The organism is Bradyrhizobium sp. AUGA SZCCT0222 (assembly GCF_018130205.1).
Classification (GTDB): Bacteria; Pseudomonadota; Alphaproteobacteria; order Rhizobiales; family Xanthobacteraceae; genus Bradyrhizobium.
Map to the genome: position 1 here is coordinate 115,523 of NZ_JAFCLX010000014.1, position 26,125 is coordinate 141,647.

Annotated in this window: 19 protein-coding genes; 7 read left to right on the top strand and 12 right to left on the bottom strand. The window is 62.2% G+C overall.

The annotated features are described in order from the left end of the window. Positions 1–86: 86 nt before the first annotated feature. The gene (locus tag JQ629_RS15085) at positions 87–1,901 is read left to right on the top strand and encodes an ABC transporter ATP-binding protein (RefSeq protein WP_212268929.1); all 1,815 of its coding nucleotides are present in this window, start codon (positions 87–89) and stop codon (positions 1,899–1,901) included. A 47-nt stretch (positions 1,902–1,948) separates the two neighbouring features. Continuing rightward, positions 1,949–2,650, top strand: coding sequence for a fumarylacetoacetate hydrolase family protein (locus JQ629_RS15090; protein WP_212413361.1), 702 nt, complete (start codon positions 1,949–1,951; stop codon positions 2,648–2,650). 110 nt (positions 2,651–2,760) lie between these two features. Here JQ629_RS15090 and JQ629_RS15095 read toward each other — a convergent pair whose 3' ends face one another. The 7 genes from JQ629_RS15095 to JQ629_RS15125 form a co-directional block, all read right to left on the bottom strand. Next, positions 2,761–5,022, bottom strand: coding sequence for a M10 family metallopeptidase (locus JQ629_RS15095; RefSeq protein WP_212413362.1), 2,262 nt, complete (start codon positions 5,020–5,022; stop codon positions 2,761–2,763). Positions 5,023–5,278: 256 nt separating this feature from the next. After that, positions 5,279–5,434, bottom strand: coding sequence for a hypothetical protein (locus JQ629_RS15100; protein ID WP_211999004.1), 156 nt, complete (start codon positions 5,432–5,434; stop codon positions 5,279–5,281). 167 nt (positions 5,435–5,601) lie between these two features. After that, entirely contained in the window at positions 5,602–7,068 is a 1,467-nt protein-coding gene (locus JQ629_RS15105; RefSeq protein WP_212413363.1) for a flavin-containing monooxygenase, read from the bottom strand. A gap of 54 nt (positions 7,069–7,122) precedes the next feature. Further along, a complete protein-coding gene (locus JQ629_RS15110) occupies positions 7,123–7,539 on the bottom strand; it encodes a nuclear transport factor 2 family protein (RefSeq protein ID WP_212392262.1) in 417 nt (138 codons plus the stop codon). 168 nt (positions 7,540–7,707) lie between these two features. Further along, entirely contained in the window at positions 7,708–9,138 is a 1,431-nt protein-coding gene (gene ahcY, locus JQ629_RS15115; RefSeq protein ID WP_212413364.1) for an adenosylhomocysteinase, read from the bottom strand. 77 nt (positions 9,139–9,215) lie between these two features. Further along, positions 9,216–10,478, bottom strand: a complete 1,263-nt coding sequence (gene metK / locus JQ629_RS15120; RefSeq protein WP_212210133.1) for a methionine adenosyltransferase — start codon at positions 10,476–10,478, stop codon at positions 9,216–9,218. A 59-nt stretch (positions 10,479–10,537) separates the two neighbouring features. Beyond that, positions 10,538–11,893 carry a hypothetical protein gene (locus tag JQ629_RS15125; protein WP_212413365.1) on the bottom strand — a complete coding sequence of 452 codons (1,356 nt, stop codon included), beginning with the start codon at positions 11,891–11,893 and terminating at the stop codon, positions 10,538–10,540. A 167-nt stretch (positions 11,894–12,060) separates the two neighbouring features. On the opposite strand from JQ629_RS15125, the gene JQ629_RS15130 reads away from it, so the two are divergent. After that, positions 12,061–13,143: a TIGR02281 family clan AA aspartic protease gene (locus JQ629_RS15130; RefSeq protein ID WP_212413366.1), complete on the top strand. Its 1,083-nt coding sequence runs from the start codon at positions 12,061–12,063 to the stop codon at positions 13,141–13,143. A 102-nt stretch (positions 13,144–13,245) separates the two neighbouring features. Then, complete coding sequence (locus JQ629_RS15135; protein ID WP_212413367.1) at positions 13,246–14,970, top strand: caspase family protein; 1,725 nt, start codon at positions 13,246–13,248, stop codon at positions 14,968–14,970. Between the two features lie 167 nt (positions 14,971–15,137). Here the strand turns inward: JQ629_RS15135 and JQ629_RS15140 are convergent, their stop codons facing one another. After that, complete coding sequence (locus JQ629_RS15140) at positions 15,138–16,877, bottom strand: serine hydrolase (protein WP_212413368.1); 1,740 nt, start codon at positions 16,875–16,877, stop codon at positions 15,138–15,140. A 184-nt stretch (positions 16,878–17,061) separates the two neighbouring features. Beyond that, a complete protein-coding gene (locus JQ629_RS15145; protein WP_212413369.1) occupies positions 17,062–20,394 on the bottom strand; it encodes an adenylate/guanylate cyclase domain-containing protein in 3,333 nt (1,110 codons plus the stop codon). Positions 20,395–21,190: 796 nt separating this feature from the next. Here JQ629_RS15145 and JQ629_RS15150 point away from each other — a divergent pair. From JQ629_RS15150 to JQ629_RS15160, 3 genes are all read left to right on the top strand, one after another. Continuing rightward, positions 21,191–21,700: a hypothetical protein gene (locus JQ629_RS15150; protein WP_249135062.1), complete on the top strand. Its 510-nt coding sequence runs from the start codon at positions 21,191–21,193 to the stop codon at positions 21,698–21,700. A gap of 245 nt (positions 21,701–21,945) precedes the next feature. Then, complete coding sequence (locus JQ629_RS15155; RefSeq protein WP_212413370.1) at positions 21,946–22,542, top strand: TetR/AcrR family transcriptional regulator; 597 nt, start codon at positions 21,946–21,948, stop codon at positions 22,540–22,542. A gap of 70 nt (positions 22,543–22,612) precedes the next feature. Further along, a complete protein-coding gene (locus JQ629_RS15160) occupies positions 22,613–23,461 on the top strand; it encodes a DMT family transporter (RefSeq protein WP_212413371.1) in 849 nt (282 codons plus the stop codon). 70 nt (positions 23,462–23,531) lie between these two features. On the opposite strand, the gene JQ629_RS15165 is transcribed toward JQ629_RS15160, so the two are convergent. From JQ629_RS15165 to JQ629_RS15175, 3 genes are all read right to left on the bottom strand, one after another. Continuing rightward, complete coding sequence (locus JQ629_RS15165) at positions 23,532–23,849, bottom strand: HigA family addiction module antitoxin (protein WP_212413372.1); 318 nt, start codon at positions 23,847–23,849, stop codon at positions 23,532–23,534. 12 nt (positions 23,850–23,861) lie between these two features. Continuing rightward, complete coding sequence (locus tag JQ629_RS15170) at positions 23,862–24,143, bottom strand: type II toxin-antitoxin system RelE/ParE family toxin (protein ID WP_212413373.1); 282 nt, start codon at positions 24,141–24,143, stop codon at positions 23,862–23,864. 858 nt (positions 24,144–25,001) lie between these two features. Continuing rightward, positions 25,002–26,120, bottom strand: a complete 1,119-nt coding sequence (locus tag JQ629_RS15175; protein WP_212413374.1) for a cobalamin-independent methionine synthase II family protein — start codon at positions 26,118–26,120, stop codon at positions 25,002–25,004. Positions 26,121–26,125 lie beyond the last annotated feature (5 nt).

Sequence of the window (26,125 nt, forward strand, 5' to 3'; positions counted from 1 at the left end):
AAAAACCGTCATTTAGCGGGCAAGCAGTCACCGTAGCAGCCCTGACACGCGGGTAATTCATGCCCTGCGCCGTCAATGGAACGCGGATGACCGAGCTTCCAAGAGAAATTCCGAGAAAAATCACCGACGACCCCTATGGCGCGGCGATCCTGATTCGCCGCCTGGTGGCCGAACAGGGCCTCGCCTATTGGCGGCGCTATCTGCTTGCGTTCGCGCTGATGGGGGTTGCGGCGGCGACGACGGCCGGTTCCGCCTATCTGCTCGGCGAAGTCATCAACAAGGCCTATGTCGACAAGGATGTGCGCGGGATTGCGATCCTGTCGCTGGTCACCATCGTCATCTTCACGCTCAAGGGTGCGGCGACCTACGGCCACACCGTGATCCTGTCGCAGATCGGCAACGCTATCCTGGCCAACAACCAGCGCCAGCTGTTCGCCAAGCTGATGAGCGAAAACATCGCCTTCTTTTCCGAGCGGCATTCCTCGGAATTTCTGGCACGGCTGACCGCCGGCGCCACGTCGGTGACGCAGGTCCTCAATCTCCTGATCAACGCCATCGGCCGCGATCTGCTGTCGCTGATCGCGCTCGTCGTCGTCATGCTGATGACGGACCCGTACATGGCGCTGCTGGGTTTCGGCGTGGCCCCCCCGGCGATGCTGGTGCTGCGCAAGCTCGTCAAGCGCATCAAGGGCCTTGCGCACAACCAGTTTTCCGGCACCGCCGACATCATGGAAACCATGCAGGAATCGCTGCAGGGCATCCGCACCGTGAAAGCCTTCACGCTCGAGCAGGCGATGCGCGAGCGCATCGACGCCAGCATCACCGCCGTCGAGCGCAACGCCAACAAGATGGCGCGGGTCTCCAGCCGCTCGAGCCCCCTGATGGAAACGCTGGGCGGTTTCGCGATCGCCGCGGGGCTGATGTATGGCGGCTATCGCGTGGTCGCGATGGGCGCCTCGCCCGGCCAGTTCTTTTCATTCCTGACCGCGTTCCTCCTGGCCTATGAGCCGGCCAAGCGGCTGGCGCGGCTCAATATCGAGTTGAACAGCAATCTGATCGGCGCGCGCAAGCTGCTGGAAATCGTCGACAGCCCACCCACCGAGCCCGCCGACGACGACAAGCCTGCCCTGAAACTTTCGGACGCGCGGGTCGAGTTTCGCGACGTGACCTTCGGTTACCGGCCGAACGAGCCGGTGCTGCGCCGCATGAGCTTCATCGCCGAACCCGGCAAGACCACCGCTTTGGTCGGCCCGTCCGGCGGCGGCAAATCCACCGTGCTGGCGCTGCTGCTGCGGCTCTATGAGGTGGGCGACGGCGCCATCCTGATCGATGGGCAGGCGATCTCGGGCGTGTCGCGCCATTCGCTGCGCCAGCAGACCGGCTATGTCGGCCAGGACGTCTATCTGTTCCGCGACACCATCGGCGCCAACATCGCCTTCGGCAAGGTCGGCGCCACCAGGGACGAAATCGAGGCCGCCGCCAAGGCCGCCTGTGCCCACGACTTCATCATGGGTTTTCCGCTCGGCTACGACACCCCGGTCGGCGAGCACGGCACGCAACTGTCCGGCGGCCAGCGCCAGCGCATCGCGGTGGCCCGGGCGCTGATCAAGAACGCCCCGATCATCCTGCTGGACGAGGCCACCGCCGCGCTGGATTCGGAGTCCGAGAAAGCCGTACAGGAAGCCATCGAGCATCTGTGCCGGAACCGGACCACGATCGTGATCGCCCACCGCCTGCACACCATCATGCACGCCGACGCCATCCTGGTGGTCGAAGGCGGCGAGATCGTCGAGCGCGGCCAGCATGACGACCTGTTGCGGCGCGGCGGGCGCTACGCCTCGTTCTTCCGCCTGCAACAGCGCAGCCATCCCAGTCTGGCGCCGATCAGCGCAACCGCGTAAAGCTATCGCCGCCGTTCCACCCCAAAACCCGTCCAGAGACCCATTTCATGAACGCCGCATCCTACGTCATTCCCGCTCCCCCGCAGCCTTCGCTTCCCGTCGTCGGAGAGACAAAGTCCTATCCCGTGCGCCGCATCTGGTGCGTCGGGCGCAACTATCTCGAGCACATCCGCGAGATGGGCAATGACGAGCGCGCGCCGCCGTTCTTCTTCGCCAAGCACGCCGACATGCTGGTGGCCGATGGCGCCACCATCCCCTACCCGCCGCTGACCAAGGACCTGCATCACGAGGTCGAACTGGTCGTCGCGATGAAGGGCGGCGGCCTCAATATTCCCGCCGAGAAGGCGCTCGACCATGTCTACGGCTATGCCGTCGGCATCGACCTGACCCGTCGCGACCTGCAGATCGCCTCGCGCAAAAAGGAGCGCCCGTGGGAAGTCGGCAAGTCGTTCGACTATTCCGCGCCCTGCTCGGCGCTGCAGCCGGCCTCGAAGATCGGCCATCCCGCCAAGGGCAAGATCTGGCTTACCGTCAACGGCGCCGAAACCCAGAAGGGCGACCTCACCGAGCTGATCTGGAACGTGCCTGAAATCATCTGGCAGCTCTCGCAGCAGGTCGCGCTCGCCGCCGGCGACATCATCATGACGGGTACGCCGGCCGGCGTCTCCCAGCTCAAGCCGGGCGACAAGATTGAATGCGGCGTTGACGGCGTCGGCACGCTGAAGGTTGCGATCGGCAATCCGGAATAGACAGTCGCGAAACGCATACTGCAAAAAGCAGAGCCCCGGATCTGATCCGGGGCTTTTTCCGGGTGTCTTATGAAGCCGCGAAGCGTCGGATACGGAAAGCACTCTCGCGACTAGACCGTCGTGAGGCCGAACATATCCCAAGCGCTCCAACCGGTGCCATCGAAGGCCCGGACGTACATGGTTTCCGAGCCACCGGCCGTCCCGCCCCTTATCCAGACATTTGCAAGGTCGGAGGCAGCGACGGTAATTTCGGTTTCTGCATTGTTATGATAATTGTTGGGCGTCCAGATATAGGCACTGCTGGCACCGCTGCCGCCATCCCAGAACTGATACTGGGTTGCGGCATTGCCATCGACATCGGAATAATTGACCCAGCTTGATACCTGCGCCCACGTATTCGCATTCACACTGTGATCGTTGATCGTCGCCACCGGCGCCGTGTTCGGGATTGTGGTGAATACGAAGCTGTCCCAGGCGCTCCAACCGGTGCCATCGAAGGCCCGGACGAACATGGTTTCCGAGCCAGCGGCCGTCCCGCCCCTTATCCAGACATTTGCAAGGTCGGAGGCTGCGACGGTAATTTGGGTTCCTGCAGCGTGATGATTATTGTTGGGCGTCCAGAAATAGGCGCTGTTGGCACCGCTGCCGCCATCCCAGAACTGATACTGGGTTGCGGCATTGCCATCGGCATCGGAATAATTCACCCAGCTCGATACCTGCGCCCACGTATTCGCGGTCACACTGTGATCGTTGATCGTCGCCACCGGCGCCGTGTTCGGGATTGTGGTGAATACGAAGCTGTCCCAGGCGCTCCAACCGGTGCCATCGAAGGCCCGGACGAACATGGTTTCCGAGCCAGCGGCCGTCCCGCCCCTTATCCAGACATTTGCAAGGTCGGAGGCAGCGACGGTAATTTCGGCTCCTGCATCGTGATGATAATTGTTGGGCGTCCAGATATAGGCACTGTTGGCACCGCTGCCGCCATCCCAGAACTGATACTGGGTTGCGGCATTGCCATCGGCATCGGAATAATTGACCCAGCTCGATACCTGCACCCACGCGTTGGTCCGGATGCTGTGGTCGGAGGCGACGACCACCGGTGCATGATTTGGAAAATTCGAGCTTGCAAACGTGCCGTCTGCAAAACCGAAATATTCGATCCCACTCGCGGTCTCCGTGCCATCCGGCGTGCCACTGCGCTGATCCGCCAGCGTATAAACCTGCGTCGTAGCGTTGTAGCTGATCAGATAATCGCTTGAACTGCCTGAAAATATCGCCGTGTCGGTCCCGGTCCCGCCGATCAGCGTGTCGTTTCCACCGCCGCCAATCAGCGTATCGTTTCCACCGCCCCCCGTCAGGGTATTCGCGATCACATTGCCGGTGAGAGAGTCGTTACCCGAGCCGCCGATGGCGTTGTCGATATAGGACCGCGCATCATTGTTGTACAAATAGGCGTTGAAGATATTGCCCTGCGCGTAGTACCCGTTTCCGAGATAGGCTATTTGTGTCGTCGCGGTGATCGAAGACGCGCCGGGATTGAGATTGATCGTCACCCCGGTCCCGTAGTTTGACAGGTCGTAGGTATCGATGCCGTTGCCGTCCCATACCGTCTCGAACACGCGATTGGCCGAGCCGCCGACGCCATTGCCGGGCGCCAGCTGCGCGACCCCATTGATGTACTGCTGTCCGGTCGTCGCGTTCCAGGCGTAGACGGTGTTTCCGCTATTGGTCGAATAGTTGGCGCCATACATCGTCTGCAGGGCGAGAATATCGTTCGCCATGTAGGTTTGCGCGTAGCCGTAGGATTCGGCGGTGTAGCCCGTCAGCGGCGCGCCGACGTAGCTGCGGTAGCTCATGACCGTGAACTCGGAAGAGTCATGCGCGGTCGGCACCGCGACATTGGCGACGCCGCCGGTCTCCTGGCTGTGCTTGAGGCCGAGCGAGTGTCCCAGCTCGTGCAGTGCCGTCGCGAAATAATAGTTGCCCAGCTTGGCCTGCGCATAGGGGTAAGCGGTGCCGAACCAGATGTCGCCGCCGGCCGGCACGTTGGCCGGATAATAGGCGTAGGAGGTCGGATTGGCTTCCGGGGATTGCGCCACCATGATGTCGGCGCTGCCGTTTCCGGCATACTGGACCGTGATGTTGGTATAGCTCGAGATCAGTGCAAACGCGTAGACAATGGCTTGCTGCATCGCCGAGGGGGCGATGCCGAACCCTGACGCCGTCGGCTCACCGTAGCCGTAATAGTTGGCCGGATAGTCGCTGGGCGAATCCGGAAAGCTGTAGGTGATCGTGCCGGTCCATCTGGTGCCGCTGAGCAGACCATCGATCTCGGCATTGTTCGTTCGGGACGTAGATGTCGCAGTGGCCAACGCAGCTCTCCAGGCACTTCGCAAAACCTGATTCGGGACTGCTTCGATTCATAAACCACAAGTCGATACGCTTGCCTTAACCTTCGGCGAAAAATTATTGGAGAGCGGCAATACTACATTAACACAGGGTCAGTTCCCTAGCGGGAACGTCCGGCATCCGGGATCGGAAGAGGTACCCCGTATTTTTGCGGACAACTTGTCGTGACGCCAAGGTTCCGTTGCCGAGGGCGGTGGCTTCGTCCGGCAGGGATGGCGATCAGCTCCGCCCCATCGCCTGCAGGCCCTTGAAGGTCAGGCGCTTGGGGTCCGTGACGCCGGCCAGATAGAGCCTGCGGATAAAGGCAACGACCGCGTCGCGGTCGCAATCGGTCAATGCAACCACGGCATCGACGGCAATTCGCTGGGCATCCATGGGCTTCCTCGTGCTGTCAGTTAGCCTCAGGCCAGACAGCGTAGGCGGCACCGGTTAATCCGGTGTTAACCGTTGGGCAGGCTGAACGATTCGTACGGCCCCGCGTATACGCGAAATTACGCAGAAGGCTTTCCGGCTGGCGCCACGGACAGCCCGCGGCGAGGCCGTCACGAATACTGCATCACCCCATCGTCGATCTTGCCGTAGCGCAGCGTGACGATGTCGAGGGCGTAGTTCTGGTAGAGCCGCCACGGTCGCTTCGAGCCCTGCTTGGGCATCTGCGCGATCGCGCGCTGCACGTAGCCGGAGGAGAAATCCAGCGACGGCAGTTCCGATACCGACGGATCGAGGTTATGCGGCACGCATTGCTTGTAGCCGTGCCGGTCCATGTAGTTGATCAGGCGGCAGACATATTCGCAGGTGAGATCGCATTTCAGCGTCCACGACGCGTTGGTGTAGCCGAACGCTGACGCCATGTTCGGCACGTCCGAATACATCATGCCCTTGTAGTTCAGCGTCCGCGCGAAATCGACTTTCCGGCCGTCGACGCTGACTTCGAGGGCGCCGAGCACCTGCAGGTTAAGCCCGGTCGCGGTGACGATGATGTCGGCTTCGAGTTCGCTGCCGTCCTTCAGCTTGATGCCGCTTTTGGTGAAGGTGTCGATGTGATTGGTGACGACGGAGGCGCGCTTGTCCCTGATTGCCTTGAAGAGGTCGCCGTCCGGCACCAGGCACAGCCGCTGCTCCCAGGGATTGTAGCGCGGCGTGAAATGCGTGCCGATGTCGTAGTCGGGGCCGAGCGCCATTTTGACGCCGCCGAGGATCAGCGCCTTGGCGCGGTCCGGCTTGCGCCGGCAGAGCTGGAAGAAATACATGCCGAACAGCACGTTGCGCCAGCGGATCATGTGATAGGCGAGTTTTGCGGACAGATTGCGCCGCAGCTTGTTGGCGAGTGCGTCTTCCGCGGGACGCGCCACCACATAGGTCGGCGAGCGCTGCAGCATGGTGACGTGCGAAGCGGTCTTGGCCATCTCCGGCACCAGCGTTACTGCTGTCGCGCCGGAGCCGATCACCACGACGCGCTTGCCGGCATAGTCAATGTCTTCGGGCCATTTCTGCGGATGCACGATGCGGCCGGCGAAATCCGCTGATCCTGCAAACTCCGGCGTGTAGCCTTCCTCGTATTTGTAATAGCCCGAGCACATGAACAGGAAATTGCAGGTGAAGCGCACGGTCTCGGGTCCACCCTCGCCCGCCTTGCGTTCGGCCTCCACGGTCCAGCGCGCGTCCTGCGACGACCACGACGCGCGTTTGACGCTGTGGTTGAAGCGGATATTCCTGTCGATGCCGTTCTCGAGCGCCGTCTGCCGCACATAGTTGAGAATGTTCGGCCCGTCGGCGATCGCCTTCGGCTCGGTCCACGGCTTGAACGAATAGCCGAGCGTGAACATGTCGCTGTCGGAGCGGACGCCGGGATAGCGGAACAGATCCCAGGTGCCGCCGATGCAGTCGCGGCCCTCGAGGATGGCGTAGCTCTTGCCGGGGCATTTCTGCTGCAGGTGATATCCGGCGCCGATGCCGGAAAGACCGGCGCCGACGATGAGGACGTCGAAATGCTCTGATGTATCCGTCATCGCGCTCTCCCTGCCCACAGGTATGGGCAGGGCCGCGCCCAATTGCAACCGGCTTCAGGTGGCCGCGACGACGACGGCGGCAGAGTCGAAATACTCATAGAACTCGACCGCTTTGCCATCCTTGAAGCGCCAAAAATCCACCTTCGGTGTCTCCACGGCCTTGCCGGTCTTCTTGTTGGTCCACGCCGTCGAGCCACGGGCGCAAACAGCCTCACCCTGTGCGACGTATTCGTCGATCGTGTAGTGTATCATCGCCCAGTCGGCCAGGAGCCCGTCGAAGTAAGTCCGCAACCCCTCGCGGCCATCGTAATGCGTCGCGAATTGAAGCGGTGCCGCGCCCCGCGGCACCGACCCCCAGCTGATCTTTGGATCGGCGATGCTCAGGAACTGCTCGACGCTACCACCGCGCGTTTCGTGCCATTGGTGATAGACTTCTTTGAGGATTGCGACATTTGCTGCTTCGTTCGACATGACTTTCCCTCCGCAATGTTTTCGCGTCTGAAAGTGAAGTCTGGAAAGTGTGCCGCCCGCTTCAATAGTGGCGGGCTTGTCGTTCTTCCACCTCAGATCGTATCAGGGTTGTGCCATGAAAAAAGCCCCGGATCGCTCCGGGGCTCTTTTGTCGCGTAGGCGGATCGATCAATACCGGTAGTGATCCGCCTTGAACGGGCCTTCCGGCTTGACGCCGATGTACTCGGCCTGGTCGGGGCGCAGTTCGGTCAGCTTGACACCGATCTTGGCGAGATGCAGCCGGGCCACCTTCTCGTCCAGCGACTTCGGCAGCACGTAGACTTCCTTCTTGTACTTGCCGTCCTTGTTGTTGGCGAACAGTTCGATCTGCGCCAGCGTCTGGTTGGTGAAGGAGGCCGACATCACGAAGCTCGGATGGCCCATGGCGTTGCCGAGGTTCACCAGGCGGCCTTCCGACAGCAGGATGATGCGGTGGTTGTCGGGGAAGGTGATCTCGTCGACCTGCGGCTTGATGTTGTCCCACTTCAGGTTCTTCAGACCCGCGATCTGGATCTCGTTGTCGAAGTGGCCGATGTTGCAGACGATGGCGCGATCCTTCATCGCGCGCATGTGCTCGATGGTGATGATGTCCTTGTTGCCGGTGGCGGTGACGAAGATGTCGGCGCGGGGTGCCGCGTCTTCCATGGTCACGACCTCGTAGCCTTCCATCGCCGCCTGCAGCGCGCAGATCGGATCGACTTCCGACACCATCACGCGGCAGCCGGCCTGGCGCAATGACGCGGCCGATCCCTTGCCGACGTCGCCGAAGCCCGCGACCATCGCAATCTTGCCGGACATCATGACGTCGGTGCCGCGGCGGATGCCGTCGACCAGCGATTCACGGCAGCCATAGAGGTTGTCGAACTTCGATTTGGTCACGCTGTCGTTGACGTTGATCGCCGGCCACAACAGGGTGCCGGCCTTCTGCATGTCATAGAGACGATGCACGCCCGTGGTGGTCTCTTCGGAAACGCCGTTGATGCTCTTGGCGATCTCGGCGAAATAGCCCTTCGGCTTTTCCTTGAGCTGCTTCTTCAGCAGCGCGAAGAAGACTTCCTCTTCTTCCGAACCCGGCTTGTCCAGGAACTTGGTGTCGCCGTTCTCGGCGCGCAGACCGAGATGGACGTACATGGTGGCGTCGCCGCCGTCGTCAAGGATCATGTTCGGGTGACCGCCACCGTGCCAGTCGAACAGTTTGGCGGTGTAATCCCAGTATTCGGTGAGGCTCTCGCCCTTGACGGCAAACACCGGAATGCCGGCGGCTGCGATCGCCGCCGCCGCGTGATCCTGCGTCGAATAGATGTTGCAGGAGACCCAGCGGATGTCGGCGCCGAGCGCGGCCAGCGTCTCGATCAGCACGCCGGTCTGGATCGTCATGTGCAGGGAGCCCGCAATCCGCGCGCCCTTCAGTGGCTGCTTCGGGCCGTATTCCTCGCGCGTCGCCATCAGGCCGGGCATTTCGGTCTCGGCCAGCGAGAGTTCCTTGCGGCCGAATTCGGCGAGCGAGATGTCCTTGACGATGTAGTCGGTAAAGGCAGGCTTCTTGGCGGCGGCGGTCATGTGTTGATCCCTTGAAAAAGCTTATTCCGAAAAGCGCGAAAGGCTTTCCGGAACGAGCAGGACGATTACGGAGAAAATCAGAACGCACCCTTCAGCGCGGACACCAGATCGGTTTTTTCCCAGGAGAAGCCGCCATCCTTTTCCGGCGCGCGGCCGAAATGGCCATAGGACGCGGTGCGGCGATAGATCGGCCGGTTCAGTTTCAGCGTGCGGCGGATGTTGGTCGGGGTCAGCCGGAACAGTTGCGGCAGCACCTTTTCGAGCTTCTTTTCATCGACCTTGCCGGTGCCGTGGGTTTCCACCAGCAGCGACATCGGATCGGCCACGCCGATCGCATAGGCGACCTGGATGGTGCAGCGATCGGCAAAGCCGGCCGCGACAACGTTCTTGGCGAGATAGCGCGCGGCATAGGCAGCGGAACGATCGACCTTGGTCGGATCCTTGCCGGAGAAGGCGCCGCCGCCATGCGGCGCGTAGCCGCCATAGGTGTCGACGATGATCTTGCGGCCGGTCAGGCCGCAATCGCCGTCGGGGCCGCCGACCACGAAATTGCCGGTCGGGTTGACCAGGAAGTCCGACGACTTCTGCGGCATCCAGCCCTTCGGCAGTGCCGACTCGACTTCATGCGCGATCATGTCCTTGATCAGGCCGGGCGAATACTTCTTGCCGTTGCGGCTCTTCTCGTTGTGCTGGGTCGAGACCACGACCTTGGTGCAGCCGACCGCTTTGCCTTCGACATATTTCACCGTGACCTGGCTCTTGGCGTCGGGCTGCAGGTCAAACAGCTGACCGCTGCGGCGCTTGTCGGACAGCACTTTCAGGATGCGGTGCGCGAAGAAAATCGGCGCGGGCATGAAGCTGCCCTTTTCGTAGATTTCGCTCTCGTTGCAGGCATAGCCGAACATCATGCCCTGGTCGCCGGCGCCTTCTTCTTCGCCGCTCTTCTTTTTCTTGGCGTCGACGCCCATCGCGATGTCGGGCGATTGGCCATGCAGCAGCACCTCAATATCGGCGCCGTGATAGGAGAAGCCGTTCTGGTCGTAGCCGATGTCCTTGACTACGCCGCGGGCGATCTCGGAGATCAGTTCGCGATCGACCACCGAGACGCCGTGAATGTCGCGGAACAGCTGGCCGCGGCCTTCGCCCGCAATCACGATCTTGTTGGTCGTGCACAGCGTCTCGCAGCCGAGGCGGGTATTCACCGCGCTGTCGTCGGCAATGCCGAGCTTGACGTCCTTCTCGAGGAAGGCATCAAGGATCGCATCGGAGATTTGATCCGAAACCTTGTCCGGATGGCCTTCGGAAACCGACTCGCTGGTGAAAAGATAAGACGCGCGCATCAACAACCCCTTGTTTCCGCCGGACCCCGGCGGCTCTGTGTGTCATCAATCCCGGAATGTCAGTCGCGACGGCGCGAAATGACGTAGGATTCGTCGTAAAACCAAAGCCCGTTATGCTTGCGCAGAACCTCTCTGGTGGCATCGAGAGCTCGGCTGTTTCCAGTCATGTCCGCCAACCGGTCATCTTCGATCTGCGCGACATACACCGCCGCATTCCACGCTGCAAAGGCCGTCGAGGTTCCGATCGAGCCGGTGACCTCGTTGGGCAGCGCTTCCATATCATAACGGAAGATGGAACGGTTATCGGCGTAGGCATTAAAATTGAGGTCGCGCCCGGCCGCCCCCAACTCGTATTTCACCGTGCGCAATAGCTCATGACGGCTCACCGCGAAAGGATTTTCTCCGGGCCAAACCGCCTGGATGATTTCGAGGCCCGGATCCTGCCCGTGGGAGTGAATTCCGATCAAGCGGCCGCCAGCTCGCAGCGCCCGCGCCAGTGGCGCGATGATGCGCTTGGCGCGGAAATTCACAGAGGATTTGGCCCTGTATGGCTGGGATGCAATCACGAGGTCGAAATTGGCCTCGGTGCGGCCCGCCCGCGGGATGATCGAATCAAGCAAGAACCGGTGGTCCTCGCGATACACCACCAGCGCCACCGGCCGTTCATAGGTCGGCATGCCCGATTTGGGACCGATATTGGCCCGCCAATTCTGCTCAAGAAATGGGCCCAGCGCAGCGATCTGCGCCTCGAACTCTCCCGATGAGGCCCCCTGCAGCGGCACTTCATGCCAGATCATGCCGGCGGCTGCCGTCGGCGATGTCGGCGTCAGCCAGGGCGCCTCGGCGTAATGCATGTTGGTGAGGACGAAGACGGTCGCCGGATGCTCGAACAGCCGGTCCGGGATCTTGTCGAGCGTCAGCCGGACATCCTCCAGGCTGAGCTCCTTGCCGGCGATATAGAACGGCATATGGGGAAAGCGGCCGTGCATCGCGCGCATCACCCGCGCCAGCACCGTGCCGTCGCCGCTTCCTGCATCGAACACGCGCAGCGCCGGCGGCCGCGGATGCAGGCTCGACAGTTCCAGCGCCACCCGCTCGGCGATCACCCGCTTCTCGCTGCAGGTATGGACGAACAGCAGATATTTCTGTCGGTTCTCGAAGAAGCGGAAATTACCCCTGGGGTCGCGCTTCTCGGGCGGCACTTCGATCCCGCGCGGCGGGGGCAGCCCGCCCGGCGTGGAAGCGGCGATATAGGCCTGGATGCGGTCCAGCGTGTCGATGGTGATGCGCTTGCCCTCGCGCAGCCGGTGCACCAGCTTTCCGTCATTGACCGCCCGCCGCCCAAACGTCGTCTCCGCCATATCGGCCTGGCGGCAGAAGTCCGATATCTGGCTGAGAATGCGGTCGTTTTTCATGTTTGGATGTTGGGAAGGGTCGGTGGGCAGCAGCAGGTGACCAGAATAGCCTAACATCATCTGCCCAACGGGTATACCCCCTCCCCCCAGAAAAAGGCGGTCGGTGTCATTGGAACCCGTTGCACTTGCCAATATACAAGACGGCAAAGTGATACTTCGGGGTGCGGATGCTGAAACGATATTGCGCGGTTGCCTTGCTGCTGTTCGGAACCTCCCCGGCCGTTGCGGGCTATCTGGACGAAAATCCCGACGAAGTCTTTGCCGCAGTCTATGAGCGGCTTGGCGCGCTGCCGGTACGGGCTGCGCGTGATCCCTACGTCTGGCTTCGCCTCGAAGAACTCAAGCGCGAGCCATGCGACCAGAAAAGCATCGGCGATCTCTCGGTTGCGCTCGACAAGGCCGGCTATCGGCGAGAGGCGGCCAACGGTCTCTACAAGTTCGTCCTGAATTGCGGCGCGCCGGTTACGGCCCTGCACCGGTCGATCGACATCTATCTGAGGCTGACCGACTATCCAAAAGCCGTCGAAGTGGCCGACGAATTCATGCGGCGCGCACCATCCAATCGCGAGGCGCACTATCTGCGCGGGGTCGCCCTCGAAGGCACCGGCGACTACCAGCGGGCGCTCGTCGACTTCGCCAACGCCATCGAGTTGTACGGACCGGACAAGAAGACCATTTCAAGCCGGGTGTTCATGCGCATGGCGAGCGCCTACGCGGCGCTCAACCGGTTCTGCGAGGCGACCGCGCCGATCAACATGTGGGTCGCACTCGATCCCGCCGGCCGCGACAACAGCCAGACCCAGAAGATCATTGCCGACTATGAGGCAAAGGGAAATTGCGACACCTCAAAGGAGTTCAAGAAGGAAAGCTATCCGTTGCGCGGGCAAAACGTCGTCACGGTCAAAGCCGAAATCAACGGTGTGCGCGGACTGTTCATTCTCGACACCGGGGCGACCTTTGTCGCGATGAAATCGAACTTCGCTGATCGCGCCAAGATATCGCAAGCCGGAGCCGGCGAAATTACAGTGTCGACCGCCAACGGATTGACCAAGGCGAAGCTGGCGAAGGCCGACAAAGTGACGCTTGGCAAACTGGCCGCAACCAACGTGCCGGTCGCGATCCAGAACACGGACGGAAAGGGCTACGGAGCAGGCGTCGATGGATTGCTCGGGATGAGCTTCCTGTCCCGGTTCGAGGTCCAGTCGGCGAACGGATCGATCGAGGTCCGCACCCGCCAGCCCAGAAAATAGCTGGCATGATAGCCGACGCGGGCGCCTTGAACCGCCCGACCGGAGTTCGCGACAAAACAAGCGGATATTTGCCGCCCAATCGACGACAGTCACCGAGGCCCCATGCGCCGCGCGATCCTGACGCTGACCTTGCTCGCAGCCGCCTTGTGGTCGGCGCCCTCCCTCGCCCAGTCCCGCAAACAACTCGGGCCGCTTTGCACCACCGACACCACGCCGGCCGATCAGATGATCGATGCCTGCAACAAGATCATCGCGCTGAAGGTGTTTTCCGGCGAGAAGCTCGCGGGCATCTATTTCTGGCGCGCGGTCGGCTGGAACAAGAAGGGCGACTACGTCAAGGTCATCGCCGACACCAGCGAGGCGCTCAGGCTCAAGCCTGACATCGCGATCTACAATCTGCGCGGCTCGGCTTACTACGACAAAGGCGAATACGACATCGCGATATCGGACTTCAACGACGCCCTGCGGCTGGGACCACCGAGCGGCATCCTGTTTCACAACCGCGGCAACGCGTGGCGTGGCAAGGGCGAGTACGCCAAGGCGATCGCCGATTATGACGCATCGATCAACGCCGGACGGAAGTCTCCGTTCTCCTACCAGAACCGCGGCATCTCGAAACAGGCGCTCGGCGATCTCGACGGCGCGATGGCCGACATCAACGAAGCGATCCGGCTCGATGCGGCGCTGCCGCAGCCGCTGATCCACCGCGCCGTGCTTTGGCGCGCCAAGGGCGACTTCGAACGCGCCGTCGCCGACGGCACCGAGGCGATCCGCCTCGCCAAGGCGAAGGCGCCGGCCAACATCATGACGCCGCCCGGCAGCGTGCTGATCTCGGCCTACAGCCAGCGCGGCCTCGCCTATGAGGCGAAGGGCGATTTCACCAGCGCGAAGCTGGACTACGCCGCAACCCTCGAAGGCAAGGCGTCGGACGCCGGCAGCAAATCCAATCAGGCCACTGCGAAGGTACGGCTCTCGCTGTTGTCGGACGCAACAACTCCGGCGCCGAGAGATGCGACATCAAACACGACATCGACGCCGGCACCGGCCGGCGCGGCCAGCCCTGCCCCGCTTCCCGCCCCGGTCCAGGGCACCACGCGGCGCGTCGCGCTCTTGATCGGCAACGGCGCCTATACGCACGTCACGCCGCTGCCCAACCCGGTCAACGACGCCCGCTCGATCGCAAGGAGCCTGCGCGACATCGGCTTCGTCGTGAACGAAGGCATCGATCTCGATCGTGTGGCGATGCAGTCGACGATCGGCGAATTCCTGCGCGATGCGGCACGGGCGCAGGTCGCGGTGGTTTACTACGCCGGTCATGGCGTGCAGGTCGAGGGCCGCAACTACCTGGTGCCGATCGACGTGGCGCTGCAAGCCGGCGGCCGAATGACTGATACGATGGTGGAAATGGATACGATCATGGCCGGTCTCGACGATCAGGTGCGCACCAACATCCTGATCATGGACGCCTGCCGCAACAACCCCATGACTCCCCCCGTGGCGACGACGCAAGTGGCTTCCGCGGGCGCCAATCGCGGCATTCAGGCCGGACCGGGCCTCGCCGCACCCGCCAGCCTTGGCGCCGGCTCGACGCTGGGTGCGGGAACGCTGATCGCCTATGCAACCGCGCCCGGACAGGTGGCGCTCGACGGCGAAGGCGTCAACAGCCCTTTCTCGGCAGCGCTGTCGCGCCACATCGGCACGCCCGGGCTCGAAGTGCAGCAGATGCTGACGCGAGTCCGCGCCGAAGTCGTCGCCGCAACTAAATCCAAACAGGTGCCGTGGTCGAATTCATCACTGCTCGGCGAGGTTTACTTGACGGGGAAGTGAGCACGCCGCTCTCGCCCCGTCATTGCGAGCGAAGCGAAGCAATCCATATCGCAGCATAACGGATGGATGGATTGCTTCGTCGCTTCGCTCCCTTGCGCAAACGCTTCGCGTTTGTCGCAGGCAACGACGTGGGGAGGTGACGACGTGCTTGCACGCCCTCAGGCGCTTTACTCCTCCACCCGCTGCGCCACGAAGACGCCATTCGGCTGGTGAAAGACCACCTCGTCGATAACAGCCTCGCCGCGAAATTCGACGACAAATCCCTCCAGTTCGGCGATGCGAAACCTTCTGCCCTGCTCGGGCGCGAGGCGATAGGCCGGCTGGTAGTCGGGCTTCAGCACGAGCCGGTTTTCGCTATCCAGCGTGACGCGATGCGTTATCGAGCCGCTTTTGAAGTGGCCGACGCATCGGGCGCGGAACGCAGGATCCGTGCAATCGCCGGCCGCAAGGCGTGCAAAGACGATATCCTTCACCATTGGCTCCAGCGGCGCCGACAGGCTGACGATGTTGCCGTCGCGGTCGGTCAGGAAGGTAATGGCAAGCCGGTCCGGCTGCAGGCGGTGCGGCTCCTCGGGCAATTCGAACGTCTCGTAATGACGGTGCATCAAGGGCGCGGACATCCCGCGCCACGTCCAGTGCAGTGCGCCGTCCCTTGGCTTCACCGACATCACGCCATAGGCCGGATGCGCGTATTCACCGGCATACGCCGCCAGTTCGTGCGCCGGGCGCGTATCCTTGTGACGCGCCTTTTCACGCGCGTCCTTGTCGACCTGCATGTGGGCGATGAATTCGTCGCGATTCTTGAGGAGACGCGCGCGCCACGCGACCGGTTCGCGGCCGCGCAAACGGTCGATGATGTACCAGGTCAGCGTTGACGTCACAGCGCTCGGGCTGCGGTTGGTCAAGACGGCAATTCCGATGCCCAAATCCGGCATCAGCGTCATCAGCGTTCCCCAACCAACCCAGCCGCCACTATGAGATATCAGCCGGTCACCGCGATAGCTGTTGGTCTGGAAGCCAAGGCCATAATGCGCCTCGCCGAACTCGGCCTGGTCCGACGCCGCAATGAAAGTCCGCGATGCATGCAGTTCATTGATCAACGCCGCCGGCAGCAGGCGCTCGCCGTCGAATTCACCTTTGCCCAGATGCAGCCGCATCCAGTTCGCAAGGCCCGTGACCGACGTGTTGATCGCGCCGGCCGCAATGGTGCGGATCGGCAGGCGCATCGCCGGCAGCCGTGTATCCTCGTGCATCATGTACGGGCGCGCCGCTTCACTTGCGGCTTCAAGGTCGTCGAGGCTGAAGCTGACGGTCATGCCGAGCCGGTCGGTCAGCCGGGTCCGGATGAATGCCTCGAAACTCTGTCCGCTGAGAAGCTCGATCAGCAGACCCGCGACGTTGTAACAGAGGTTGTTATATTGCCAGGCGGTGCGGATATCGCGGCTCAATTCCAGATGTCGCATCAGATCGAGCATTTCGGCGGGCGCCCGATCGCCCGGCATGTGCACCCAGTCATGGCGCGGCAAGCCCGACTGATGGCACAGCAGGTCGCGCACCGTGACCCGCTCGGTCGCGACCGGATCGCTCAGGCGAAACTCGGGCATGTAGTCGCGCACCGGCCTGGTCCAGTCGAGCCGCCCCTCCTGGTGCAACAGCGCGATCGCGGTCGCGGTGAACGATTTGGTGATCGAGCAAATGACGAACTGCGTCGCCGGCGTTACGGGCAGATTTGCCTCGACATCGCGCTGACCATAGGCCCGCGTCAGCGCCACCTTGCCGTTCTGCACCACGGCAAGCGCGACCCCCGGCACCTTCCAGTCGGCCATCACTTCGGCGGCGAGACGATCGAGATCGGAGACGAACGAGGAAACCGGCGTGGTTGGCGCCTCGGCGGATGCGTGGGACATGCAGCTTCTCGGCTCGAACAGCAGCTAGCGCATATCCCGGATCAGGCTGCACCACGCGGCAAGGTTGCGTTGCGGATCATAGCTCGTGGCGAGCCACTCGCGAAGCCTGCCTGACGGAGAAGTGAAGACGCTTCGTTTGGCGCAGTTCGCCCTCGCGACCCTCGAAAGAATGGACTTGCACCGGTTAACGCCTGTGCCGGAGCAGCTTCTCCGCCTCTTCGATTTCGGGGAGATCCTGCGCGGTGTCGAAATCGACGAGGAGCGGCCCGAGCAGTTCGGATACGGGCACCGCTCGATCATTCCTGATGTAGAAGCGCGCCAGGCCAAGCGCGCTGCGCAATTCGAAAGTCTTGGTCTGCTGGCGGCGGGCGATTTCAAGCGCCCTGTTGAAGGCATCTTCGACCATGGAAGCGTTCGGCGGGTCGCAACGGAGCAGCAGCTCTCCCCGGGCACGATGCAGTTCGGCATCGAGCCAATGCTGGCCGGATTGTTCCGTCCAGCCGATCAACTCGCGCACAATTTCCAGCCCGGTCTCGAGTTGCCCCGCTTCTGCGTTCGCCAGGGCAACATGCATCCCCCAGAACGGCTCACAAAGGTAGCAATCATTTTCATGCAGCAGGGTCCAGCCGCGGCGCATTTCGCTCAGTCCCTCCACCTGTTCGCCGGCGCGCCACTTTGCAAGGCCGTTCAGGTAGGTCCCGGCGGCCACATACAGCGGCATCGTATGTTCGCGGGCGAGCGCGAGGGCAAGGATGGTCTCCGTCTGCTGCAACATGCCTCGGCATAGTCCGTCGAAGACGGCCTTGTGAACGAGCGCGTTGGCTTGCGACAGCGCCCGCTTTTCTCCCGGGACACTCACCGCTGCCGCGGCGAGCCGGCGCGCTCGATCGATCTTTCCGATCGGCCAAAGCACCAGGGCGAGAAACCTCATGATGACGAACGGCAGGTCCAGCGTCGACGCCCTGAAGGTCTCGGGGTCAGGCTCGGCGCCGTAGATCGCCAGCGCCCGCTCAAGATGCACTTTCGCATTCAGGTAATCGCCGCCGAACCAGGAGGTCACCCCGCTGGTGCAATGGGCGAGGACTGCCGCCACCGGCGATTCCGGCCGCCGGTCGGCGGCGCTGACGATTGCATCCACCAATTCCCGCATCGGCGCGATCTCGCCGTGAGTGAGGCAGGCATTGAACAGGCCCGAATGGATCGGCGCCAGTTCGACCGGATCATTGATGTCAGCTGCGAACTGCCGGGCGCGCGTCCATGCGGCCACCGTTTCGGGCGCGCTGTGCCCAAGGCTTCCCCGCAGCGCGCGGCTATAGGCAATCTGGAGATCGAGCCGGCTCATGATGCGGTCCGGCGCGTCGGGTACCCCATCGGCGATCGCGACGGCCTTGCCGAGATGGGCGACTCCTTCCGAATATGCCGAGCGTTTCAGCGCCTGCTGGCCGGCCTTGCGCCACCAGCCGATGGCCACCTCGCCGAGCCCGGCTTCGGTGAAGTGGTAGGCCAGCACTTCCGGCTCGGTTTCGGCGATGACCGGAAAGCTGTCGCGCAGGACATCGCCAATATGCTTGTGCAGCTGCAGCCGCCGGCTCTTGAGCAGGCTCTCGTAAGCCGCTTCCTGAACCAGCGCATGCTTGAAGCTGTAGCGTGCTTCCGGCGGCGTGCCACGCCGCATCAGCAGCTCGGCCTGCTCGAGCTGCGCCAGCGCGGCGCTCAATGTCAGATCATCGCGCCCCGCCACACATCGCAGCAGCGTATACGAGAAGTCGCGGCCAATGGCCGCGCCGATCTGCGCCACCTCCTTGACCGGCGCCAGCCGGTCGAGCCGCGCCATCAGCGAGTCCTGCAGCGTCGCGGGAATGGCGAGCGGCGGGAGCGGACTATCGAGCCGATAGCGCCCGGCATCTTCCACCAGCAGTCCGGACTCCAGCACCATCTTGGTCAGTTCCTCGACGAACAGCGGGATGCCATCCGTCCTCTCGATGATCTGCGACATCATTTCGCCTGGCAGCTGCCGACCGACGGTCACCTGCTCGACCAGCGCGCGGGTATCCCGCCGGTCAAGCCGATCGAGCCGCAACAGGCTGACGTTGGGAAGGCCCACCCAGGGTGGTTCGAACTCGGGCCGAAAGGTCAGGAGCATGAGTATCGGCAGTCCCCTGATCCGGTCGACCGTGAGATCGATCAGCTCAAGCGTGGTGGCGTCGGCCCAGTGCATGTCCTCGCAGACAACCAGCACAGGCTGCTGCCGTGCCAAACCCTCGAGCTGATCGAGCAGGGCGACGAATGTCTGTCGCCGCTGCTGCACTGGATTGAGGCCAAGCGGCGGATAGCGCTCGCCGGTGGCGATCGAAAGCAGAGCGGCGATGAGCGGCGTCGCCTTGGCCACCTGCTGCGTTCCGAGCGCGAGCATTGCCTCGATCTTGTCGAGCTTTTGCTCCGGTGTGTCCTGCGACCGGATGCCGGCAGCGCGCTCGAGTTGAGCGATAAAGGGATGCAGCGCACTGTTGATATGGTAGGGCGAGCACTGATAACGCACCCGGCGGTGCGCCCCCAACGCAGGGTTCTCCGAGAGCATCGCGACCATGCGCGACTTGCCGATCCCGGCATCGCCGGAAATCAGCACCACCTGGCCCTGGCCCTGCCACGCCAGCTGCTGGCGCGCGAGCGCGAATTCGATCTCTGCCTTGCGGCCGACAAAGCCGATCGAGCGCACGGTTCGCACCGCCTCGAAGCGGCTCTCCGATGCGGCTCCGCCTTCGACCGCCCAGACCGCGATGGGCTCGTCGATGCCCTTGACCTCGCGGCGGCCGAGGCTGCGAAACGTAAACAGATCGCCAAGCAGTTGGCGCGTCGAAGCCGCAACGACAACCGCCCCCGGCTCCGCGAGGCTCTGCAGCCGCGCAGCGACGTTCGGTGTATCGCCGACCATCGCCTGCTGCTCTGACGCGCCTTCGCTGATGAGGTCGCCCACAACCACAAGTCCGGTCGCGATCGCGATCCGCACCTCAACCCGCTGTATCGCGCGCGTCTCCAGCGGCCCTATTGCGGCGGTGATGTCGAGTCCCGCCCGCACGGCGCGCTCCGCGTCATCCTCGTGCGCAACGGGATAGCCGAAATAGGCAAGTATTCCATCGCCGACGAACCTGGCGATAATGCCGTCGTAAGTGGCAATGACCCTCGCGCAGGCGGCCCGATAGGCGCGGATCACCTCCCACATGTCCTCGGGATCGAGGCGCGCGGAGAGCGCCGTCGAACCGACCAGGTCGCAGAACATGACGGTGAGGTGGCGTCGTTCGGCATCGCGCCGGATAACCGGCTCGGCAATTAGTTCGGCTTGATTGAGTTCGGCAATCGCGCGCAGCATTTTGCGACGATGACCGAGCAGGACTCCCAATCTGTCGTAGTCCTGATCCGTCAGTTCGGGAAGGACACCAAGATCAATCCCGTTCTCGGCAAAACGCAGCGCGTATTGCCCAAGCCCCAGCTTCTCGAGCCAGTCCGCAATCTGCTGCATTGGCACCACCCACGCTCTGGTTGGCGGCCTGCCCAATATTGGACCACGGTAACGAAAAAATTATTGCATATTTTTCCCGGATGGCACGCAATGTTTGCGGCAATTCGGCGGCGGCTGGCCTTCGCTCGTTCTGGAGGATGCGCAGTCAAGATCTCCGCTACTCAAAAGAGTACTGGCAGGATGCAATCGGCTGGATTGCTGGACACGCCCACGTGAGGATAGCGAGGAACCCGTTCGCAGCGTTCAAAAATTCAAACTGATATGGACGTTGCGCCGGATTGAGCGGATCGGTGGGCCGGCGACATAAGACCCGCGGAGATCTGCGCCATATCAACCATCGCCCAACGAATGATCAGGTACCACGTTACTCCGGAAAAAATTTTGATTGAACCTTGGGCGCCGGACGATGACGTAGCCAGCAGGACGGGAGCATCTCGACGATGTGAAGTGTCTCACACAGTGGTGTATTAGCAGGTGCTAGAAGTTCGACCGGTCCCAACGGCTGCTGTCATCAGCGACATCAGATTTTTCCGGGGACCCGAGGGCGCTCAATAGCGCCCACGCGGAAGCGGCGCAGATTCACGGTCCGGCCATGTGGCGGCAACCTGGATTGCGCGAGCGCAGGTCAAGCGCATTCATCCAAACTGCACACGCATCCGGAGTCCACGGATCCGGGTCCGATACGTCGTCAAACGCGTTGATGCAGTCGAGACTACCTCACGCTGGACGATGGCTGCGCCGGGCGCGCGGTGCTCATCGCGTCGTCCCGGCAGGTACCTTTTGGAAAGGCAGCAACATGAAAATGGCCAATGCAAATTTCGACAGGTCATCCGGCACGAAGACGACCGGGTTCGCTCCTGCTGCTCTCATCAAATCGGCGCATCTCATTGAACGAGTAGGACTCGCCGCGATTGGAGGCTCAAGCGGCTTGTATGTCGCCGCAGCCTTGTTGCGCCGGCTAAACGAACTGCCCTTGAGTGTCGGGATCGTCCTGTTGATGATGCTCTTTGGGGCTTTCAGCTTCTATGTCGGCATCGATCTGCCTCGCCGTTCGGCCCGAAGATCAGCCTCGATCCAACGGCAACGATGGAGCCCCGATACCGTGGTTGAGATCCTGAGCGCGGTCGGAATATTTCTTGCCGCGATTGCGACATTTGCGTCTGTCGGCATCATCATCCTCGATGAGACCGTATCTGACGGATGGCTGGCCTTGATCGGAGGCAGCTGGATGACCGGCTCTTCGTTGCAAATCACTGCCGGCATCATCGCCCGCAGCTACGGCACGGCCGAAAATGCCGGCAAGTGATTTCCGATTGCCGTTGGAATGCGCAACGATGTTCGTCCGCGATAGCGGAATGTCAGCGCGATCGACCCGCCAGCGCGCCGCGCGTAGACAGGTCAGCGAAGCGCAACCCGCCGATCAGAAGCCGATCAGAAAGGGACAAGAAGGCGGATTACGCTTCGCTAATCCGCCCTGCTGCAAGTTACGAGTTGCCATTGTAATTCAAGACCGTTCGGTCTATATATACGACTATGGCACGCCAATCCCCCATGCAGTTGCCGCGTGGCCGGCCCCGTGGTTTCGACACGGAAGCCGCCGTCGAGCGCGCCATGGGTGTGTTCTGGTCACGCGGCTATCACGGCACGGCGCTACCAGACCTGCTTCGAGCGACCAAGCTTTCGCGCGGCAGCCTTTATGCCGCCTTCGGGGATAAGCACGCGCTCTTCCTGCGTGCGCTCGATCGCTATATCGCCGACGCCCTGGCGCGGATGGACGTCGAACTCGGTCCGCGCCGACAGCCGGTTGATGGCCTGCGGACCTTCCTTGCTGGTTACGTCGAGCGCACGAGCGGCGCCAGCGGTCGGCGCGGATGCCTGCTGGTGGCCACAGCCATGGAATTGGCCGGCCACGACGGGGATGTCGAAGGTCGCATCGGCGGTTTTTTCAAAGCCATGGAGGCCAGGCTCGCCAGCGCACTCTCGCGCGCGAAGGCAGCGGGCGAACTTGCCGCTGGTGTTGAGCCTGCAAGTGCCGCGCGGATACTGGTCTGCTTCGTCGAGGGACTTCGGGTAGTCGGCAAAGCGGGACCAACGCGCACCACGTCGCAAGCCACTGCTGACGCTCTTCTCGACCGCTTCATCAGGTAGCTCAGCCATGGACGCAGTCCGGGTTACGCGCGCCTATATCTGGACCGATTGGTCTTAAAATGAGGATACCATGTCTGCCATTCAGATCGCCTGCGCGGTGCTGGTGCCTCTCATTTGGGGCTATCAGTTCGTGGCCATCAAAGTGGGCGTGCTGCAGTTTCCGCCACTTTTCTTCCTTGGACTGCGCTTCCTCGCCATAGCGCTGCTGCTCATCCCCTTCGTTGCAAGGCCGACACGTCAAGAGTTCGGCTCAATCGCCGTCATCTCAGTCTTCCTTGGTGGACTGAATTTCGGGTTGTTCTATGTGGGCCTGGGGCTCGGTTCCGGCAGCATGTCTGCCGTCGCCTATCAACTCACGACGCCCTTCACCGTCCTGTTGGCCTGGCCACTGCTTGCGGAGCGGCCGTCGCTGATGACGTCCGCCGGTGTGCTGGTTGCCTTCGGCGGCGTGGTCGTGCTGGCCGCCGGGCCGGGCCTGTCCGCGAATGCGTTACCGATCCTGCTGGTGGTCGGCGCAGCCTTCGCGTTCGCGGTCGCCAACGTCTTGACCAAGCGCCACGGCCCCTTCGATCCCTTGATGTTGACGGGGTGGTCGTCACTTTTCACGGTGCCGCAGGTCATGTTGATGTCGCTGTTCCTCGAACATGGACAACTGGCGACCCTTGTCGCGGCGGACCAACGCGGCTGGATGGCGCTCGCCTACACTATTTTCATCGGAGGAATTGTCGGCTTCGGCCTTTGGTTCTGGCTGATCGCCCGTTGCACCATGGCCCGCGTGGCGCCATTCGCGCTGCTGCTTCCGGTCTTCGCCTTGATTTCGAGCGTGTTGTTCCTTGGCGACCGCGTGACCCCGACATTGGCGATCGGGGCACTACTCGCCATCTCGGGCGTCGCCATTACGCAAGTGCGTAGTGCGTAGGGGCTAGCGAAGCGTAAACCCTCCGATGGGAACCGGACAGGGATAACTAGACTCGGAGGATTGCGCTTCGCTAGTCCGCCCCCGTTCTAGGCAGCTTCGTCTTGATCGGTTCGATCTTGGCGAGGTCCTTGCCCATGTGCCGCTTTGCAATCTGGATGTCGTAATCGGTCTGAAGGTTCAACCAGAACTCTGGCGAGGTGCCGAAGGCCTTCGACAGGCGCAAGGCGGTGTCGGCGGTTATGCCGGTTTCCTCGTTCGACAGCCGTTCAATGCGCGTCCGCGGAACGCCGCAAGCCTTTGCCAACGCTCCTGACGATAGCCCAAGCGGCAGCAAAAACTCTTCCCGAAGAACTTCACCGGGGTGCATGGGAGCAAGTTTCCTGGCCATTTGCAGTTCTCCTTAATGATAGTCCGTCAATTCAACGTCCCGGGGTCCATCCGGAGTCCAAACAAAACAGATCCGGAACTGGTCATTGACGCGGATCGAGTGTTGGCCTGCCCGATCACCCCTAAGCGCCTCCAGCCGATTGCCGGGCGGAACGCGCAAATCGGCAAGAATGTGCGCGGCGTGCAGAAAACGGAGCTTGCGGCGGGCAACCTTGATCAAGTCGGCCGGAAATCCCTTCCGGACAACGCCATTGAACACGTCCTCCGCGAGGGAATTCTTGAATCCCTTGATCATTACTAAATGTATCAATACGTGATACACCATGTCAATGACATTGTATCAAGTAATGATACAGAAAAGGATGTGCGGAATTCGAACATACCGGGTTGCGTCGCCCCTCGCGCAATAGCAAACAGGATGAGCCGGGTGCGACAAATCAACCCGACGGGCAAATCAGTTCTGGTTTACGGAAATCGTGTCAAGCCCCAGAATCAAAAATATTTCTGTTTACCAGAACACAAATCAGGGCATATATTCGCCCATCCCGTCCTACTCAGAAGGGCGTCGGCCGTCGTCACGGACGTTGGACGGGTTGCGGTGGACGCTGGTTTACGCTGAGACGACGGCGTGGATGAGCGTACGGCAAAACCGTGTGGTCCTGGCGCCCGTTGCTGGCGTCAAGCCGTCGGCTAAGCGTGAGCTGAACCGGCGGTGACGGAGTCAACCAAGAACTCGTCTCCGGGGAGAGCACGGCATAAGCCGTAAAGCCATTGCGCAGGGAAGGCCGGGTGTTCTCCGCTGCCCTGTATGCTCGTGTGCACTTTGTTTTGTGCAAACCGCACGCGAGACCGCGGGTGCAGCGCGCACCCGGTCTTCCCTGCGCCCTCTATTTGGAGGGCAAGGAAGTTCTGGCAAAGCTCGGGCGCATTGCGTCGCGAGATCGCGAAGTTGCGTTTGGATGATGGTGCAATGACAAACACTGCCGTCGTCCCGGCCTTGAGCCGGGACCCATACGCCGCGGCCCATCGGTGAGAGCGGTGGCGTTAGAGACCTTCTGCAAACAATGACTGCCGCGGAGTATGGGTCCCGGCGCAAGGCCGGGACGACAAGTGGAGGGACCCGCGAAACGCAGTGACGAAAGCAGATGGAAGCCTACTTCCCCCACACCTCGTTGGCGACATCGACCGCGAGCTTCAGCTTGGCCCACTGCTCTTCCTCGGACAGGATGTTGCCTTCCTCGGTCGAGGCAAAGCCGCATTGCGGCGATACCGCGAGCTGCTCGAGCGGCGCGAATTTTGCCGCCTCCAACAGCCGGCGCTTGATGTCTTCCTTGTTCTCGAGCTCGCCGAACTTCGAGGTAATGACGCCGACCACGACCACCTTGTTGCCCTTCGGCAGATAACGCAGCGGCTCGAAGCCGCCGGCGCGGTCGGAATCATATTCCAGGAAGTAGCCGTCGTAATTGGTGCCGGCCAGCATGGTCTCCGCCACCGGTTCGTAGCCGCCGGAGGAAATCCAGGTGGAGCGGAAATTGCCGCGGCAGACATGGGTGGTGACAATCATGTCGGCCGGCCGCTCGGCCAGCGCGTAGTTGATGACGCGGGCATAGATCTCCTGCAGGCCGTCGGGATTGTCGCCGCGCTCGCGCGCCTTCTGCAACTCGTCCGGCGAGCACAGATAGGCCCACACGGTGTCGTCGAACTGCAGATAGCGGCAGCCGGCGTCGTAGAACGCCTTCACCGCCTTGCGGTAGGTCTTGCCGAGATCCTCGAAGAAGGTTTCCAGATCGGGATAGACGTCCTTGGAGATCGCCTTGCGGCCGCCGCGGAAATGCAGCACCGCGGGCGACGGGATCGTCATCTTCGCGGTGACATGCGCGGTGTCGCAATGCTTCTTCAGGAACTTGAAGTGCTCGAGCATCGGATGGTTGTCGGGGAAGTCGAGCTTGCCGATGACGCGGATGGCGTCATGCCGGGTCTGGACGCCGGCGAACTGGATGCCCTGATCAGGGTGGTACAATTCGCAGCCGGTCAAATGGCTCAGAAAATCGAAATGCCACCAGGAGCGGCGGAACTCGCCGTCGGTCGCGAGCTTGAGGCCGAGCGAGGCCTGCTTGTGCACGACCTTTTCGATTTCCATGTCCTCGGCCTTGCGCAGGTCCTCGGCCGTGATCTCGCCCTTCTCAAGTTTGGCGCGCGCCTCCTTGATGCGCTGCGGCCGCAACAGGCTGCCGACCTCGTCGGCACGGAACGGGGCTTTGGTTCGCTGCATGGTCT